General features: G+C 59.1%; 18 protein-coding genes. 11 read left to right on the top strand and 7 right to left on the bottom strand.

The features are described from left to right. Window positions 1-156: 156 nt before the first annotated feature. From infB to NDJ10_RS09295, 6 genes are read left to right on the top strand one after another with little or no spacing between them, the layout of a single operon-like run. Entirely contained in the window at window positions 157-3,099 is a 2,943-nt protein-coding gene (gene infB, locus NDJ10_RS09320) for a translation initiation factor IF-2 (RefSeq protein WP_296161445.1), read from the top strand. A gap of 17 nt (window positions 3,100-3,116) precedes the next feature. After that, window positions 3,117-3,485 (top strand): 30S ribosome-binding factor RbfA, encoded by a 369-nt coding sequence (rbfA, locus tag NDJ10_RS09315; protein ID WP_296161443.1) that lies wholly within the window; start codon window positions 3,117-3,119, stop codon window positions 3,483-3,485. A gap of 3 nt (window positions 3,486-3,488) precedes the next feature. Then, window positions 3,489-4,439 (top strand): tRNA pseudouridine(55) synthase TruB, encoded by a 951-nt coding sequence (gene truB, locus NDJ10_RS09310; protein WP_296161441.1) that lies wholly within the window; start codon window positions 3,489-3,491, stop codon window positions 4,437-4,439. Window positions 4,440-4,485: 46 nt separating this feature from the next. Further along, a complete protein-coding gene (gene typA / locus NDJ10_RS09305) occupies window positions 4,486-6,315 on the top strand; it encodes a translational GTPase TypA (protein WP_296161439.1) in 1,830 nt (609 codons plus the stop codon). Between the two features lies 1 nt (window position 6,316). Further along, window positions 6,317-7,201: a DMT family transporter gene (locus NDJ10_RS09300; RefSeq protein ID WP_363318699.1), complete on the top strand. Its 885-nt coding sequence runs from the start codon at window positions 6,317-6,319 to the stop codon at window positions 7,199-7,201. Next, window positions 7,198-8,298: an enoyl-CoA hydratase/isomerase family protein gene (locus NDJ10_RS09295; RefSeq protein ID WP_296161435.1), complete on the top strand. Its 1,101-nt coding sequence runs from the start codon at window positions 7,198-7,200 to the stop codon at window positions 8,296-8,298. The genes NDJ10_RS09300 and NDJ10_RS09295 overlap by 4 nt, the downstream gene beginning before the upstream one ends. Window positions 8,299-8,315: 17 nt before the next feature. Here the strand turns inward: NDJ10_RS09295 and NDJ10_RS09290 are convergent, their stop codons facing one another. The 3 genes from NDJ10_RS09290 to NDJ10_RS09280 are packed head-to-tail and all read right to left on the bottom strand — an operon-like array spanning window position 8,316 to window position 10,076. After that, on the bottom strand, window positions 8,316-9,140 hold the full coding sequence (locus tag NDJ10_RS09290; protein WP_296161433.1) for an anti-sigma factor: 825 nt from the start codon (window positions 9,138-9,140) through the stop codon (window positions 8,316-8,318). 13 nt (window positions 9,141-9,153) lie between these two features. Next, window positions 9,154-9,705, bottom strand: a complete 552-nt coding sequence (locus NDJ10_RS09285; RefSeq protein WP_296161432.1) for an RNA polymerase sigma factor — start codon at window positions 9,703-9,705, stop codon at window positions 9,154-9,156. A gap of 35 nt (window positions 9,706-9,740) precedes the next feature. Next, on the bottom strand, window positions 9,741-10,076 hold the full coding sequence (locus NDJ10_RS09280) for a hypothetical protein (RefSeq protein ID WP_296161453.1): 336 nt from the start codon (window positions 10,074-10,076) through the stop codon (window positions 9,741-9,743). A gap of 142 nt (window positions 10,077-10,218) precedes the next feature. Here NDJ10_RS09280 and NDJ10_RS09275 point away from each other — a divergent pair, with 142 nt between their 5' ends. Genes NDJ10_RS09275 through NDJ10_RS09265 form a run of 3 tightly spaced genes read left to right on the top strand, consistent with a single transcriptional unit; the run spans window position 10,219 to window position 12,830 of the window. After that, window positions 10,219-10,404, top strand: coding sequence for a hypothetical protein (locus tag NDJ10_RS09275; RefSeq protein ID WP_296161430.1), 186 nt, complete (start codon window positions 10,219-10,221; stop codon window positions 10,402-10,404). Beyond that, a complete protein-coding gene (gene murJ, locus NDJ10_RS09270; protein ID WP_296161428.1) occupies window positions 10,401-11,966 on the top strand; it encodes a murein biosynthesis integral membrane protein MurJ in 1,566 nt (521 codons plus the stop codon). Before NDJ10_RS09275 ends, murJ begins: the two co-directional genes overlap by 4 nt. Window positions 11,967-11,978: 12 nt before the next feature. Beyond that, a complete protein-coding gene (locus NDJ10_RS09265; protein ID WP_296161425.1) occupies window positions 11,979-12,830 on the top strand; it encodes a tetratricopeptide repeat protein in 852 nt (283 codons plus the stop codon). Window positions 12,831-12,862: 32 nt separating this feature from the next. On the opposite strand, the gene NDJ10_RS09260 is transcribed toward NDJ10_RS09265, so the two are convergent. The 4 genes from NDJ10_RS09260 to NDJ10_RS09245 all read right to left on the bottom strand — a co-directional run bounded on the left by NDJ10_RS09260 (window position 12,863) and on the right by NDJ10_RS09245 (window position 15,041). Next, window positions 12,863-13,285: a DUF6691 family protein gene (locus NDJ10_RS09260; protein ID WP_296161423.1), complete on the bottom strand. Its 423-nt coding sequence runs from the start codon at window positions 13,283-13,285 to the stop codon at window positions 12,863-12,865. Next, complete coding sequence (locus tag NDJ10_RS09255; protein ID WP_296161420.1) at window positions 13,282-13,755, bottom strand: YeeE/YedE thiosulfate transporter family protein; 474 nt, start codon at window positions 13,753-13,755, stop codon at window positions 13,282-13,284. Before NDJ10_RS09255 ends, NDJ10_RS09260 begins: the two co-directional genes overlap by 4 nt. Window positions 13,756-14,243: 488 nt before the next feature. Continuing rightward, window positions 14,244-14,492, bottom strand: a complete 249-nt coding sequence (locus tag NDJ10_RS09250; protein WP_296161419.1) for a hypothetical protein — start codon at window positions 14,490-14,492, stop codon at window positions 14,244-14,246. 78 nt (window positions 14,493-14,570) lie between these two features. After that, window positions 14,571-15,041 carry a TerB family tellurite resistance protein gene (locus NDJ10_RS09245; RefSeq protein WP_296161416.1) on the bottom strand — a complete coding sequence of 157 codons (471 nt, stop codon included), beginning with the start codon at window positions 15,039-15,041 and terminating at the stop codon, window positions 14,571-14,573. Between the two features lie 288 nt (window positions 15,042-15,329). Here NDJ10_RS09245 and NDJ10_RS09240 point away from each other — a divergent pair, with 288 nt between their 5' ends. After that, window positions 15,330-15,698: a hypothetical protein gene (locus NDJ10_RS09240; RefSeq protein ID WP_296161412.1), complete on the top strand. Its 369-nt coding sequence runs from the start codon at window positions 15,330-15,332 to the stop codon at window positions 15,696-15,698. Window positions 15,699-15,714: 16 nt separating this feature from the next. Beyond that, window positions 15,715-17,634, top strand: a complete 1,920-nt coding sequence (nosZ, locus tag NDJ10_RS09235; protein WP_296161408.1) for a TAT-dependent nitrous-oxide reductase — start codon at window positions 15,715-15,717, stop codon at window positions 17,632-17,634. Window positions 17,635-17,654 lie beyond the last annotated feature (20 nt).

The raw sequence follows: 17,654 nt of genomic DNA, 5'->3' as shown, positions 1-17,654 counted from the left end.
TCTGCTGACGAGGCCACGGCCTTGATCATGAAGGCCCGTGAACATTGGTTCGCCAATGACGCATCTTCAAAAGAGTGAAAAATGATGAATTTACAGTTGAAGTAAAGACGTTAATTGCCTGCGGGCACCAAGTCTGAACTAAAGGTTACTTAAAAAATGTCCAGTATGACCGTTGCCGAGTTTGCTAATGAACTCAAGAAATCACCCGACACATTGCTAGAGCAATTGAAGTCGGCAGGTGTTGCCAAATCGGCAGCATCTGACAAGCTCACAGAGTCTGACAAGCAGCATCTGTTGAGTTATTTGCAGCTCAGCCACGGTACCAATACGGGTGAGCGCAAGAAGATCACTCTGGTCAAGAAGTCGACCACGGAAATCAAGCAGGCTGATGCCACCGGCAAAGCGCGCACCATTCAGGTTGAAGTGCGCAAAAAGCGCACGTTTGTGCGCCGTGACGAGGGCACTGAAACCAGCACCGGTGCTGTGCCGGAGGAAGCTGCTGAGCAAGAGGCGCAACACGCGGCCACGTTACAGATCGATCATGCCGAATTGGCACGTCGCGAAGAAGAGGCGCGGCGCCAGGCCGAGTTGATCCGTCGCCAGGAAGAAGAACTGGTGGAGCGACGCCGTCAACGCGAGGCGCAGGAAGCCGTCGCCCGTGAGGCTGCTGACCGTGCTGCTGCTGAAGCGGCAGCCGAGCGCGCCTTGGCACAACAGTTGGCCGAAAAGAGTAAGCCAGTATTGGCTGCGCCTGTGGAAGATGACAGCGCGCTCAAAGTTGCCAGGGAAGCGGCTGAAGTTCAGGCCGAAACCGAAAAAGTGGTGCAGCAACAATTGAAAGTGCAAGCCCAGGAAAAGGCCGCGCTGGAGTCCAAGTCCCAGATTGAAGAAGAGCGCGCTCGCGCCGCTGACTTGACCGCGCGTCGTCAGAAAGCCGAATCCGAAGCGGCAGCCATTCGTTTGATGATGTCGCAACCGGGTAAAAAACTGCCACCCAAGAAGGTGGAAGAACCCAAACCGGTGGTCAAGACCGCCGAGGCTGCCAAGGCGGGCCTCAAAGGTACGTTGCACAAACCTGCAGGTAGCCCTGCGACCAAGCCACCCGCGACACCTGCAGCTGCGGCCGGTGCCGCGGCGGGTGCCGGCAAGGAAGTCAAATCCGCCAAGCTGTCGAGCAGCTGGGCGGGCGATCCAGCCAAGAAAAAAGGCATTCCCACCCGGGGTGATACCGGTGCTGGCGCCGGTCGCGGTGGTAATTGGCGCGGTGGACCGCGTGGACGGCGTGGCAGCAATGACCGCGACCGTGATGATCACCATGCGCAAAGCGCACCTGTGGAAGTTCGCGTCCTCGAAGTGCATGTGCCTGAAACCATTACCGTGGCTGAGTTGGCGCACAAGATGGCGGTCAAGGCCTCCGAGGTGATCAAGCACCTGATGAAGCTCGGCCAGATGGTCACCATCAACCAGCCGCTGGACCAGGATACCGCCATGATTGTGGTGGAAGAAATGGGGCACAAAGCCATTGTGGCGGCGCTCGATGATCCTGAAGCCTTCACCGACGACGAAGTCTCGCAACAACAGGCCGAGTCCTTGCCGCGTGCCCCTGTGGTGACCGTGATGGGCCACGTTGACCACGGCAAGACCTCCTTGCTTGACTACATCCGGCGCACCAAAGTGGCCTCGGGCGAAGCCGGTGGCATTACCCAGCACATTGGTGCTTACCATGTGGAAACAGCGCGTGGTGTGGTGTCATTCCTTGATACGCCCGGTCACGAAGCGTTTACCGCCATGCGCGCCCGTGGTGCGCAAGCCACTGACATCGTGATTCTGGTGGTCGCGGCCGACGATGGTGTCATGCCGCAAACCAAGGAAGCCATCAAACATGCCAAGGCGGCGGGGGTGCCGATTGTGGTGGCCATCACCAAGGTCGACAAACCCGATGCCAATCCCGAGCGTGTCAAGAACGAGCTGGTGGTCGAAGACGTGATTCCTGAAGACTTTGGCGGCAGTTCGCCTTTTGTCCCGGTATCAGCCAAAACCGGTCAGGGCATCGATGAGCTGTTGGAGCAAGTCTTGTTGCAGGCCGAAGTGCTGGAACTCAAGGCCCCGGTGGATGCTATGGCCAAGGGCCTGGTGATCGAGGCCCAGCTTGACAAGGGGCGTGGTCCTGTGGCCACCGTGCTGGTGCAATCGGGTACCCTGAAAACGGGTGACGTGGTGCTGGCTGGCCAGACTTTTGGCCGCGTGCGCGCCATGCTCGATGAAAACGGCAAACCCGTCAAGTCGGCTGGCCCGTCCATTCCGGTTGAAATCCAGGGTCTGACCGAAGTGCCGCAAGCCGGTGATGAATTCATGGTGCTGTCTGACGAACGTCGTGCCCGTGAAATCGCCACCTACCGTGCCGGCAAGTTCCGTCACACCAAGCTCGCCAGGCAGCAGGCCGCCAAGCTCGAAAACATGTTTACCGATATGGCTGCGGGCGAGGTCAAGATGGTGCCGATCATCGTCAAGGCCGATGTGCAGGGTTCCCAGGAGGCTTTGGCCCAGTCGCTGCTCAAGCTCTCCACCGACGAAATCAAGGTGCAACTGGTGTACGCCGCAGTCGGCGCGATCAGCGAGTCCGATGTCAATTTGGCCATTGCTTCGAAGGCCGTCATCATCGGCTTCAACACCCGCGCTGATGCCGGCGCGCGCAAGTTGGCCGAGAACAACGGTGTCGATATCCGTTATTACGACATCATTTACGACGCGGTGGATGACCTCAAGCTGGCCATGTCGGGCATGCTGACGCCGGACAAGAAAGAAGAAGTCATCGGTACCGCCGAGATTCGTCAGATTTTCAAGGTGTCCAAGATTGGCTCCATTGCGGGTTGTATGGTCACGGCGGGTGTGGTGCGTCGCAGCGCGCGTCTGCGCCTGTTGCGTCAAAACATGGTGGTCATGACCGGCGAACTCGAATCGCTCAAACGCTTCAAGGACGACGCCAAGGAAGTCCGCGAAGGCTTTGATTGCGGCTTGAACATCAAGAACTACAACGACATCCAGGTCGGTGATGTGCTGGAGTTCTTCGAAATCCGTGAAGTGGCGCGTACGCTGTGATCCATTGGGCCTGATCCGTGCATAAAAAATCTGCCACACCCAACCGTGCCTTCAAGGTTGCCGATCAGATCCAGCGTGATCTGACCGAGCTGATTGCGCGCGAGCTCAAGGACCCGCGTGTGGGTATGGTCACCATTCAGGGGGTCGAGGTGACCCCCGACTATGCGCATGCCAAGGTATTCTTCAGCTTGTTGGCAGGTGACGTGAAGGCATGTACCGAGGGTTTGAATCAGGCGGCCGGCTTCTTGCGTGCCGGCTTGTTCAAGCGTCTGCACATTCATACCGTGCCCACCCTGCATTTCATTTTTGACCAGACTCCCGAGCGCGCTGCCGACATGAACGCTTTGATCGCGCGTGCGGTCGCCTCGCGGGCCAAGGACGAATAACCCATGAATGCGCCGCGTGCACGGGTTGCCAGGCGCCCCGTGCATGGGGTGCTGTTGCTCGACAAGCCACTGGGCTGGTCGAGCAATGATGCCTTGCAGAAGGTGAAATGGCTGTTGCGTGCTGAAAAAGCGGGCCACACCGGCACGCTCGACCCACTGGCCACAGGCGTGTTGCCATTGTGTTTTGGGGCAGCGACCAAGTTCAGCCAGTTGCAGCTGGATGCCGACAAAACGTATGAAGCGGTGCTGCATCTTGGCGTCAAGACCAGCACGGGTGACGCCGAGGGGGAAATCATTGCGACCCGCCCGGTGGTGGTGGAAGCCGATGATGTGGCAAGGGTGCAGCAGCAGTTTACCGGCAAGATCAGCCAGTTGCCGCCCATGCACAGCGCCTTGAAAAAAGATGGCAAGGCGCTGTATGAGTATGCGCGTGCCGGGATTGAAGTGGAACGGGCCTCGCGGGAGGTGCAGATTTTTGAATTGCAATTGACGTTGCTGCGCTCTGACGCATCGCCGCCGCTCATCAAGCTGGTGGCGAAGTGCAGCAAGGGCACTTACATCCGCACGCTGGGCGAGGACATCGGTGAGGCACTGGGATGCGGTGCTCATTTGAGTGCGTTGCGACGCATTGGCACAGGCGACTTTGCCGAGTCGCAGTGCGTCACGCTGGAGGCACTGGAAGCGATGAGCGAAGCGCAGCGCCTGGCTTGTTTGTTACCGGTGGACAGCTTGTTGGGTGATCATGAGGTGGTCACACTCGACGCGGACAATGCCGGGCGCTTCCTGTCAGGCTTGCGCCGTCGTGGGTCTTGGCCCGATGTGGCACAGGTGGTGGTGCATGCCGGTGAGGATGCTGCTTTGTTGGGCACGGCCCGGGTGGTGGCTGGTGAATTGATTCCCGGGCGGCTGCTCAGCCCGATTGAAATTGAACAGATGAAACAGAACCGTCATTGAATGACGCTGTTCTTTCAAATTAAACTTATTTAAGAGAAAGTGAACCATGGCCCATAAACAAATCAGAAACATCGCGATCATTGCCCACGTTGACCACGGCAAAACCACCATGGTTGACCAACTGCTGCGCCAGTCCGGCACCTTTGCCGAGCACGAAAAAGTGGTCGACACCGTGATGGACAACAACGCGATTGAAAAAGAGCGCGGTATCACCATCCTGGCAAAAAACTGTGCCGTAACCTGGGAAGGTACCCACATCAATATCGTTGACACCCCCGGCCACGCCGACTTCGGTGGCGAGGTGGAGCGCGCCCTGAGCATGGTCGACGGCGTGGTGCTGTTGATCGACGCCCAGGAAGGACCCATGCCGCAGACCCGTTTTGTGACCAAGAAAGCACTGGCACTGGGCCTCAAACCCATCCTGGTGGTGAACAAGGTCGACAAGCCGGGTGCCCGTCCCCAATTCGTGGTGGATGCGGCGTTTGATCTGTTCGACAAGCTCGGTGCCACCGACGAACAACTTGATTTCCCGGTGGTCTATGCCTCCGGCATCAACGGCTGGTCTTCGCTCGAAGAGGGTGGCCAGGGCGAACAGTGGGGTCCCGACATGTCGGCTCTGTTCAACACCATTCTTGAGCACGTGCCGCACCAGCAAGGTGATCCGGCAGCACCGCTGCAGCTGCAAATTTCGGCACTCGACTTCTCCACCTTTGTCGGCCGCATCGGCGTGGGCCGTATCAGCCAGGGCACGATCCGCCCAATGATGGACGTGGTCGTGATGGAAGGTCCAGACGGCAAAGCTGTCAAAGGCCGCATCAACCAGGTGTTGACCTTCCAGGGGCTGGAGCGCGTGCAGACCGATGAAGCCGGTCCCGGCGAAATTGTGCTGATCAATGGTGTGGCCGACATCGGCATTGGTGTCACCCTCACCGACCCGGCCAATCCGGCACCGCTGCCCATGCTCAAGGTTGACGAGCCCACCCTGACCATGAATTTCTGCGTCAACACCAGCCCGCTGGCCGGTCGCGAAGGTAAGTACGTCACCAGCCGCCAGATCTGGGACCGCCTGCAAAAGGAACTGCAGCACAACGTCGCCCTGCGCGTCAAGGAAACCGACGAAGAAGGCATCTTTGAAGTCATGGGCCGGGGTGAGTTGCACCTGACCATCCTGCTGGAAAACATGCGTCGTGAAGGCTACGAACTGGCCGTTTCCAAGCCGCGCGTGGTGTTCAAGGACATTGACGGCGTGCGTTACGAGCCGATTGAAATGGTCACTGCCGACATCGAAGAACAGCATCAGGGCGGCGTCATGCAGGCCCTGGGCGAGCGCAAGGGTGATCTGGTCAATATGGAACCGGACGGCCGCGGCCGTGTCCGCCTGGAGTACCGCATTCCGGCGCGTGGCCTGATTGGCTTCACCAATGAATTCCTGAACCTGACACGTGGCTCGGGTCTGATCTCCAACATTTTTGACAGCTACGAGCCGCACAAGGGCGAGATTGGTGGCCGCAAAAACGGTGTGCTGATTTCCATGGATGCCGGTGAAATCTTTAACTATGCGCTGGGCAAGCTTGACGACCGCGGCCGCATGTTTGTCACCGCCAATGACCCCGTCTATGAAGGCATGATTGTGGGTATCCACAACCGTGACAACGACCTGGTGGTCAACGCCACGCGCACCAAGCAGCTCACCAATTTCCGCGTCAGCGGCAAGGAAGATGCGATCAAGATCACGCCGCCGATCCAGTTGACGCTGGAATACGGTGTGGAATTCATCGAGGACGACGAGCTGGTCGAAATCACGCCCAAGTCGATTCGTTTGCGCAAGCGCCACCTGTCCGAGCACGAGCGTAAAAAAGCCGGCCGTAACGCCTAACTTGAAGCTCACACATAACCGGGCGGTCTGGCTGATGGTGGCGGTGACCCTGATGTGGTCCACCGCTGGCGTTGTCACGCGCCATCTGGAGCATGCGCAGAAGTTCGAGGTCACTTTCTGGCGCAGCTTTTTCACCATGTTGTGCCTGCTGGTGATATTGCCATTGCTCAAAGGCCGCGAGGTGTTCAGCCGCATGCGCCATGGTGGTGCGGCGCTGTGGTTGTCCGGCCTGTGCTGGTGCGGCATGTTCACCTTTTTCATGGTGGCCATCATGCTCACCACGGTCGCCAATGTGCTGGTGACCATGTCCTTGTCACCCTTGCTGACCGCTCTGATGGCGCGCGTTTTTATCGGCCACCGCATTCCGCTGCGTACCTGGCTGGCGATTGTGGTGGCGGGTGCTGGCATTGCTTACATGTATGCCAGTCAATTGGGACAAGGTATCAGTTTGGCAGGCACGCTGGTGGCGCTTTGCGTGCCGATTGCCGGCTCCGCCAACTGGACCATCAACCAGTATGCGCAAGCACACGGCAAACGCATTGACCTGATGCCCGCTGTGCTGGTGGGTGCTGTGCTGTCGTCATTGGTCACCCTCCCGCTGGCCTGGCCGTTTCAGGCGTCTGCCCATGATTTGTCGCTGCTGTTTGGTCTGGGATTGGGCCAATTGGCCATTCCCTGTATTTTGGTGGTGGCGTGCGCCCGCGTCCTGAAGGCCCCCGAAGTGGCGCTGCTGGGTCTGCTGGAGGTCATTTTTGGCATCTTGCTCGCCTGGGTAGGCGCGGGTGAAGTGCTTGGTCAGGATGTGTTGGCTGGCGGTACGCTGGTCATCGGCGCACTGGTCGTCAACGAAATGCTTGGCTGGCGGAACAACGCCGTGACGCGATGACAACGCATGACGTCCTGTGCGAGGTTCGGGGCCGGGTGGGGTTCATCACCCTGAACCGGCCGCAGTCCCTCAACGCTTTGACGCTGCCCATGATCCGGGCCTTGACCACTTGCCTGCTGGCCTGGCGTGAAGATGGCCGTGTCAAGGCTGTGGCCCTGCGTGGTTGCAACAAGGCCGGGCCTTTTGGCGCTTTTTGTGCCGGTGGGGACATCCGCTTTTTTCACCAGGCCCTGCTCTCGGGCGACCCGGCCCCCGAAGATTTTTTTACCGAGGAGTACAGCCTCAACCACCTGATCCATCGCTACCCCAAGCCAGTGCTGGCTTTCATGGACGGCGTGGTCATGGGCGGTGGCATGGGCCTGAGCCAGGGCGCATCTTACCGGCTGGTCACCTCGCGCAGCAAGTTGGCCATGCCGGAGACCACCATCGGCCTGTTCCCGGATGTCGGAGGCGGCTATTTTCTGAGCCGCTGCCCCGGGCATGGGGGTGAGTGGCTGGCCCTGACCGGAACCTCACTGGGCGCTGCGCAGGCCATTCAACAGGGTTTGGCCGATCATTGCCTGGATGCCGAACGGCTGCCACAAGCCTGGGATGCGCTGGCTGAGATCAATCCTACGGACGCGGGTCAGATGGCGGCATGGCTTGCCGTATTTGCTGTCCACCATGACGGGCAAGCTGGGTTGGACAGGAGCCGGATCGATGCCTTTTTCGCGCTGGATTCAGTCTGCGCCATCGTCCACGCCCTCGAAGCCGATACTTCCGAATGGGCTCAGCGCACCGCCCTGCAGTTGCGTCAGCGCTCGCCTCTGATGCTGCATGTGGCGTTTGAACAGATCCGCCGGGCGCGCCACCTTACGGTAGCGCAAGACTTGCAGATGGAGCGCGACATGATGCGGCGCTGCTTCTTCCCGAGGCATCTGGCGCGCAGCGGTGCCCAAACCGAGACCGCAGAGGGCATACGTGCGCTGGTGATCGACAAGGACAATGCGCCGCGATGGCAGCCTGCGCGCATTGAGGACGTCACGCCGGAGATGGTGGAGCCATTTTTTGACAGCCCGTGGCTGCCACATTGCCACCCACTGCGCACACTGGCCTGACCTTGTTTGTGCCGCCCTTAAAGTTGGCTGTAGACCGCTTGGGCCAACTGCATCAGCGCTGCGCGTGGCAATTGGCCTGCCAGTGCGTAGGCAAATCCCTGGTCGAACCAGTAAAAACTGGGTATGGCAGCTTGGGGCTCGAAGCGGAATCCGGTTTCCTGGCTTGACAGGTCTGCTGTGGTCTGAGGTACTGCACCCAGGTAAAGCGTCACGCGCTGACCGGCTCCGTCCTGGAACATGAACTGTGCACGCGCCCCGGCCTCGCCAGGCAACAGCCGTCCACCCACCAGATCAAAGCCTTGTGCTGTCAAATCAGGTACCTTGAGGGTTTTGTTCAGTCGTTTGGACAACCATTGCACCAGATGCTGTTGTTCTTGCGCCGACACCTCAACCGGATGGCGACTTTCTGGTGTGTAAACGGCGTGGGCCAGTACGGCCTGATGGATGAATTCACGCGCGGGTTGGGCGCTTGCCATACCGGGTGGCACGGAAGCCTGCCCGCTCCTGTCCTGCCAGTTGGCGTTGGCCAGCCAGCCCGCACCAAAGGCCATCACCACACCGGCCGCCATGCCACCATAACGCGCCCAGTGTCTGCCGCTTGTGCGTATGGCGCTGGCTGTTGCAGCCTGCACCAGTGCAGCCGGGACCGCTTCGGACAGAACCTGGGCGTGCAGGCGATGCAATGTGTCGCGCTGGCGCTGCCACTGCGTAAATCTGGCCTGCGCGTCAGGGTCATCTGCCAGTCTCGTGCGCAGCGCAGCCAGCTCGTCGGGCGAAGCCTGACCGTCCAGCAAGGCGTGGAGATCATCGTCAGACAGTGGGCGCTTGGGCTTGCGATTCATGGTGGTGGGCGGTTCATTTCAAACGGTGTAGCGTCGTCACGGAACAAGTCGATGCCGCATGATCGACGGCCGGGTCTGCCGGCACATGTGCGGGTGCTTCCAGCAGGGACTGCAATCGGGCCCTGGCACGTGACAGGCGCGACATCACGGTTCCCAGCGGAACGCCGGTGACCTTGGCAATCTCGGCATAACTCATGTCTTCCATGCTGACCAATAACAACACTTCACGCTGCTCTGGCGGTAGACGCAGCAGGCAGCGTTGCAGGTCGAGCGTCTGGTCAGCGTTGGACGCTGGGGCCGGTAGAACATCGGCCAGATCGTCAATATCGAGCATCGTTGCGCGTGCGCCGCCTGCTGACTGGCGCAATTGATTGACAAACAGGTTGTGCATCACACTGAACAGCCAGGCCCGCAAGTTGCTTCCCACCAGCCACAAACGCCATTTGTTGCAGGCACGCTCCAGCGTGTCCTGCACCAGGTCATCGGCCGCCCAGGTGTCGCCCGTGAGCGCCCGTGCATAACGGCGCAGTGAGGGGATCTGGGCCACCATGAGTTCGCGGCTCATGGGTTGATCACCGGGGTGCTGGCTGAGTTGTTCAATCAGGGTTTGGCAACTTGCCAGATACCATTAAAGCCGTCCCCGGTTTTGTCGCCAGGCTTGCTGTCCTTGACCCAGTAATACACGGGCTTGCCCTTGACCGCCCATTGCTTGCTGCCGTCATCCCGGGTGACGATGCTGAAGTCACCGCTGGCGGACTCGCCCTGGGCTGCCATGAGGGGTGGCCAATTGGTGGCGCAGGGGCCATTGCAGACTGACTTGCCGCTGCCGGCTACATCCTTGTCAAAGGTGTAGAGCGTCATGCCGTTGGGACCAACCAGCACGCCGTCAGAGACATTGACCGGCGCGGACGCCACAGTGGCGCATGCCGTCAGCATGGCAAAAGTGACCGAGGTCATGAAAAGTGTCGGTGATTTGAATGTCATGATGAACTCCTAAGTTGGGGAAAAGCAAACAGACGTTTGCAATCACATGAACAGGGCGCGCAACGGTTTTATTCCAGCCACTTGCAAATAAAAGATGGAATCCGGCTTTTCAAGCCATGACTACAATCCGCGCGAGTCTTTATTCTATGAAATCTTTCAAAAAATCCGTTTTAATCCATCACATCCTGGCCGTATCGCGCTGGTGGGTGGCGTCTTGGTGATCGGGATGTGGGTGGCCAGCGCCATGATGGGCTGGCAGAGCGGGTTGGGGACGCGGTGAGCTTATTCAAGTCCGCCTCTGTGGTGTCAGGCTTGACGCTGTTGTCGCGCATCACCGGGCTGGTGCGTGAGCTGTTGATCGCCGCTACGTTTGGCGCTTCAGCCATGACCGACGCCTTTAATGTGGCGTTTCGCATTCCCAATCTGTTCCGGCGGTTTTTTGGTGAAGGGGCTTTCAGCCAGGCTTTTGTGCCGGTGTTGGCCGCTTCCAAAGCGCAACAGGGTGATGTCGCAACCAAGGTCCTGATTGACCGTGTCGCCACGGTGCTGGCCTGGGCGCTCCTGTGCTTGAGCGTGCTGGGTGTGCTGGGCGCCGGTGGCATGGTGTGGGCCATGGCCAGCGGCATGCAGCAGGACCCGCATGGCTATGACGTGGCGGTGCGTTTGACGCGCTGGATGTTTCCCTACATCGCCTTCATGTCGCTGGTGGCGCTGGGCGCGGGGGTGCTCAACACCTACAAACGTTTTGCCGTGCCAGCCGCCACCCCTGTGCTGCTCAATATCTGCATGATCTTTGCCGCCTGGCTGGGGGCACCCTGGTTCAAAACCTTGGGGCTGGAGCCCATTTATGCCCTTGCCGGAGGCGTTTTGCTGGGCGGTGTGCTGCAGTTGTCGGTGCAATGGCTGGCCTTGAAACGGCTTGGGCTCAACCCCCGACTGGCCTGGCGCTGGTCGGCCTTGAAGCAGGCCTGGGCCGATTCGGGCACTCAGAACATCCTCATCCTGATGGGCCCGGCCTTGCTGGGGGTCGGTGTGGCACATTTGTCGATGCTCATCAACACCCAGATCGCCTCCTACCTGGCGCCGGGCAGCGTGAGCTGGATCACCTATGCCGATCGGCTCATGGAATTTCCCACAGCCATGCTGGGCGTGGCCATGGGTGTGGTGCTGATGCCGCAGCTGGCCATGGCGCGCGCCAGCGGCGATACGGCACGTTATTCGGCCATGCTGGACTGGGGCCTGCGCCTGGTGGTTCTGCTGGCCGTGCCCTGTGCCCTGGCACTGCTGCTGTTTCCGAAGCCGCTGGTGGCGGTGCTCTACCATTACGGTGCCATGACCGACTTTGACGTGCAGCAGGTCACGCGTGCGCTGATGGGCTGGGGTGTGGGTTTGGTCGGCATTGTGGCCATCAAGGTGCTGGCGCCCGGTTATTTTGCCAGCCAGGACACCAAAACCCCGGTCAAGGTGGCGGTGGTGGTGTTGGTGCTGACCCAGTTGCTGAACGTGGCTTTGGTGCCCGTTTTTGCCCATGCCGCACTCACCCTGTCGATCGGCATTGGCGCCATGGTCAATGCGCTGTGGCTGTTGCTGGGTCTGCTGAAACGTGGCAGCTACAAGCCTGAGCCGGGCTGGGGCCTGTTTGTGCTGCAGGTTCTGGCTGCCTGCGTTTTGCTGGCTCTGTTTCTGGTTTGGGCGAACAGCCACTTTGCCTGGACGGCACTGCGGTCTGAAAGTTTGAAGCGGATTGGGCTGCTGTCATCCATTTTGCTGGCCTCCGGCCTGATTTACTTTTTCGCCTTATGGGCTGCTGGCATGAAACTGCGCCAGTTTTTAAGACGATAGACAATAGGCCCCATGAATCTGTCACTGAACATTCCCACCCCACTGGAGTATTTCTCTGCTCTGGTGCACAGCGATGCAGATTTCCCCCTGCTGGAAGCCGCCATCAGCCTGGCGCAAGATGAGTACCCGGACCTCAGTGTGCAACAGGTGCTGGGTGATGTGGACCAGTTGCTGGCGCGGCTGAAGCGCCGCTTGCCGGCAGATGCCGGCTCCTTGCAAAAACTCCGTGTCCTGAACCAGTTTGTTTACCGCGACCTGAACTTTGGCGGCAATTTCAATAACTTCATGGACCCGGATAACAGCTACGTGCATGTGGTATTGCTGACCCGTCTCGCGATCCCGATTTCCCTGGCAGTGATCTGGCTGGAACTGGCCCAGGGGATCGGACTGACGGTGCGTGGCATCAGTTTTCCGGGGCACTTCATGGTCAAGGTCAATTTGACCGAGGGCCAGGTGGTGATCGACCCACTGACCGGCAAGTCCCTCAGCCGTGAAGAACTGTCCGAGCGGCTGGCGCCGTTTCAAGACCTGGTAGGCCTGGAAGAGGATCAGGAACTGCCGCTAGGTCTGTATCTGCAGGCTGCGCCCCCCCGTGACATCATTGCGCGCATGTTGTACAACCTCAAGGACATCCATGCTGCGCAGCGCGACTGGCCGCGCCTGATCATGGTGCTGGATCGCCTGATTGTGCTGTTACCGCAAGCCTGGTCGGAGTACCGTGACCGGGGTTTGGCGCATGCTGAAGTCGGCCACACGGGGCACGCCCTGGAAGATCTGGAAACCTACCTTGCCAATGCCACCGAAGCTGGCGACCGTCGTGACATCGCGGCCCGGGTGGGCGAACTGCGACGCGCCACACAGTAAGAAAGCATCAGACCAGGCGGACTGGCAGGGGATTATTTGGCTCGCAGGCCTTGTACCAGCGCTCCGGCCGCCATGCCGGCCAGCGCCCACAGCAAGTCGGCGTTGCCAACGCCAAGCGCCGCAATGGCTGGTCCGGGACAGACACCGCACAAGCCCCAGCCGACACCAAACAGCGCCGAACCCATCAGGGTGTCTTTGTTCCAGACGCTTGGGTGGCTGTGAAAATGCGAGTCAAAGACAGGTTTTGAGAGCAGTCGTGGTGCCAATTTGTAAGTCAGCAGCACCACCATGACGGCGCCGCCCATGACCAGCATCAGGCCAAAATCCTGCAGGCGCAAAAAGCTCAGCACCACCTCAGGCTGGATCATGGTCGAGAAGGACAGTCCGAAGCCAAACAGCATGCCCGCTGCCAGCGTGGCGATTATTTTCGGCAGCGACTCCTTGTGTGTCGTCATGCCAGCCACCTGGCCATCAGATTGGCCGTCAGAAATGCGGTTGCCATGAATGTCAGAACCGCCAACAGCGACGGCCATTGCAGCGAACCCAGACCACAAATGCCGTGACCCGAGGTGCAGCCTTTGCCCAGGCGGGCTCCGTAGCCTACAAAAAAACCTCCCAGCAGCAATTGCCATACCGGCACGCTGGTGCTTTGCGTTGCCCTATCGGCAAACCCCAGCCACCACAGCAGCGCCCCCAGTATCAGCCCGCTTGCATACACCAGTCGCCAGGCGCGTGAAGAGACAAACTGTGCTTGCTGAAAAAAGGGCCTCTGCACGACAAAAGACCAGGTGCTGGAAAGCACCGTGCTCATCCCGCCAATGCGGCCCGTCAAAACAAACAGCAACGCCGTGCCCGCGCCAATCAACAGGCCACCCAGCAGGTAGTGCTGCCAGCCCAGAGGAAAGAGATTGCTTGAAAAGATCATGTGCGGTGATTATCTGATTGAAAAAGAGACCTTGTTGCGCTGCGTCCGCTCGTCCAACATTAAGCTTTGCGCTTGGAATCATTGAAACGGGCATTGCCAGCCGCTACCAAGGTTGTTCGGCTGATGTTTTTTGTAGCACAGCGTGCCAGCCCAGTGCTGGCGCGGGTTTGGCGGCTTTTAAACATGCTTATCCACAAACTAGCGCACAGTTTCAATGGGTAACTTTGATGGCCGGCAGCTTGCACCGGGTGCAGATACCGAGGATTCAAAGTGCTAACACAAAATCTCGTTCTCCAATGAGTATTTAAAAAAAGGCGCTTGGAATGACTGTTTTTTGGGCACCGTCTGGAAAGCCACAGCCCGCGCGGCTTACGCCGCTTGTACCATCAGTTATCCACAAGGTAGCACACACAAAATCAGGGTAACTATTTATGCCTAGCACGCCTGACAAAGAGACCATTGCCAGGCTCGGCCCGGAATGACCGGGCTCAGTGGGTGACGAATTCGTAGGCGACTTCTTCGCTCTCCACCATGTCCAGCAGGTCGTTCAGCACATCGTCGTCTTCGGTGCTGCTCCAGGTTTCCTCGGGGTCGCTGGCAAACAGTGGCTCAATGGCGATGTCCAGAAATTGACCGTTGGGCAGTTGCAACACGTGGCCGCCCTCGGACGTCCCAACCAATTCCCAGTCGTCGGGGACGGACATTTCCAGCTTGATGGTGACGTTGAGTTTCTTCATGGTTTTCCTTGGTTACTAAGGCGGCGAGATTAACCGAAATGGCTTGACAACAAGCGCAGCGCAACACGCAGCTTGCCGCTACGCACCCCGTTGCGCGGCTTCCCTAGCATGCAACTTGGCCGTAATGTACTCGCCATGGGTTACGTGCAGCAAACCGGCTATCTTGCTGATCAGGTGGTTTTCGTTGGCGTCCAGGTGCCCGTCGGCAAAAGCGACCTGCCACATGTGTTCCACCACCTGGATTTTTTCAGCCTGCGTGAACTGCTCGTTCATGGCGCTGGTAAAACGGAAGTAGTCGTTGGCGTTTTTGGCCGTTTCCTCTGCCTGCGCCAGCAGCCGGTTCTGTTCGTTCTCGCTCAGTTCGAATTTGGATCGTAGCGCCGAAACGGTCGCGGTGCGCTCAGCGGCGGATACGTCGGTGTCAGAGCGCATCACCTCGACCAGTAGCACCGCCGTGGCCAACTGCAGGCTGCGTGCGTCATCAAGGCTGGCATTGCCGTTGTCAGGCATGAAAAATTGGTTGAGCAGGTTTTTGAATGAACTCAGCATGCTTGATACCGGCGTGGTGCAAGAGTCGGAATCATAGTTCAAAAGAGCTAGTGGCCCGATGCTTCGCCGGCGTCAAAGTGACAGCTACCAAGATTCAGACCGATCAGGCCAGATAGGTCTAGTTCTTTTGAACTGCAAGTACTTGTACTTTTGAAATATTGCCGGGGGCGCGGTTCATCCCTAAAGTCAGGGCCCCATGTCCGACGCTGTCTATTTCCCTTTTTGATATGGATCAAAGCAAGTTAAATATTCATTTAATTTGAACTTTATAGCCATAGAATTCAGCCCATGTTTTTAAAGTCCGATTTCATGCTGCGCCAGGCCCGATGGGTCGTGGTGGGCCTGCTGTTCTGCATGGGCCTGGCCATCGCCAGTCCACTGGTCAAACCGAAGTCCATGGCCGTGGTTTGCACCGGTGCAAATGCCCTCGTGCTGGTGGCGATCGATGCAGAAACTGATCCTGCCGAACTTCTCGTGACGACGCTCGACTGTGCCGACTGCCTGCCCGTCGTGCTGCCGCCACAAGACCTCGCCGTTTGCAGCTTTCACAAGCCGGTTCAGGCACAACTCGCCACTGCCAGCGCCTCACGCGTGCCAGCTGCCCATTGCCTGTCGCCGCCACCCCGTGGCCCACCCAATTCTGTTTTCCCAACCTGAACTGAAAGACCAACCTATGAAAAATGAACTTCAACTGACGCCTCCAAGCCCGACCGGTTTGGCACGTCGGAAATTTCTGAACACCGCTGCCCTGGCGGGGCTCTCTCTCGGTACTGTCGCCTGTGCCGACAAAAAGCCGGAAACGGCGGCGCCGGCGGCAACGCCTGCACCATCAGGCAGCCATGGCGGTGCGTCGGCCCACCTCAAACCCGGTGAACTCGACACCTATTACGGCATCTGGAGTGGCGGCCACACCGGCGACATGCGCGTGCTGGGCCTGCCCTCGGGTCGCGAACTGTTGCGCATCCCCTGCTTCGTGCCGGACGCACTGGTCGGTTGGGGCATCACCAACGAATCCAAGGCCATCATGGGCACCAAGGCCGATGGCTCGCTGCGCTACACCGTGGGCGACTCACACCACACCCACGCTTCCTACAAGGACGGCAACTACGACGGGCGTTACTCCTGGATCAACGACAAGATCAACTCACGTATCGCGCGCGTTCGGCTGGACTATTTCATCTGCGACAAGATCACCCAGCTGCCCAACGTGCAGGGCTTCCACGGCATCTTCCCGGACAAGCGTGACCCGGTGGATCCGGCCATCAACTACACCACCCGCGTGTTTTGCGGTGGTGAGTTCTCCATCCCTCTGCCCAACACGGGCTCCGAGGACGCCACCAAATACCGCTCACTGTTCAGCTGTGTTGATGCCGAGACCATGGAAGTCCGTTGGCAGGTGCTGATTGACGGCAACTGCGACCTGGTGGCCACCTCCTACGACGGCAAGCTGGCTGCGACCAACCAGTACAACGTCGAGATGGGTGCGCACTACGAGGACATGATGTCTGCCGAGCGCGACGCCTGCCTCTTTTTCAACATTGCCCGCATCGAAGCGGCGGTCAAGGCCGGCAAATTCAAGACCATTGGCCAGTCCAAAGTGCCGGTGGTGGATGGCTCCCGCGAGGCCAACAAGGATCCGAAGACTGCGCTGACCGCTTATGTCTCGGTGCCCAAAAACCCGCATGGCGTGAATGCATCGCCAGATCAGAAATACTTCATTTGCGCCGGCAAGCTGTCGCCCACCGGCACGGTGCTGGAACTCGCCAAGGTGCTGGACTGGTTCGATGGCAAGCTTGAAAAGCTTGATTCGGTCATCGTCGCCGAAGTCGAACTGGGCCTGGGCCCGCTGCACACCGCGTTTGACGGCCGTGGCAATGCCTACACGACCTTGTTCCTGGACAGCCAGGTGGTCAAATGGAACATCGAGGCGGCCATCAAGTTCCACAACGGCGACAAGACCGCCAAGTATGTGGTCGACCGCATCGACGTTCAGTACCAGCCGGGTCACTTGAACGCCAGCCAGTCTGAGACCATCGCCGCCGACGGCAAGTACCTGGCGGTGGGTTGCAAGTTCTCCAAGGACCGCTTCCTGCCAGTGGGTCCGCTGCACGCTGAAAACGAGCAGCTGATCGACATCTCGGGCGACAAGATGGTGCTGATGGCTGACCACCCGGTGCGCGGCGAACCGCACGACTTCATCATCTTCAAGCGCGACCTGGTCAAACCCAAGCAGGTCTACGCCCTCGACGACTTCCCGAACGCGGTCAAGGATCCGAAAGAATCCGGTGTCTTCCGTCAGGGCAAAAAGGTGACGATCAAGATGACCTCGCAAGCGCCGGCATTCAGCCTGCGTGAGTTCAAGGTGAAGAAGGGCGACCAGGTCACGCTGATCCTGACCAACCTGGACAAGATTGAAGACTTGACGCACGGCTTTGCGATCCCGAACTACAACGTCAACTTCATTGTCAATCCGCAGGAAACGGCCTCGGTGACCTTCATCGCCGACCAGCCAGGCGTGTTCTGGTGCTATTGCACGCACTTCTGTCACGCCCTGCACCTGGAGATGCGCACGCGCATGATCGTCGAGGCCTAAGCCTCACAACCGCTGGTCTG

It is taken from the genome of Rhodoferax sp., from assembly GCF_023700745.1.
In the GTDB taxonomy this organism is placed as follows: domain Bacteria; phylum Pseudomonadota; class Gammaproteobacteria; order Burkholderiales; family Burkholderiaceae_C; genus Rhodoferax.
The sequence above is the reverse complement of the archived record's forward strand: the minus strand, read 5'-3'. Positions and strand labels throughout refer to the sequence as shown.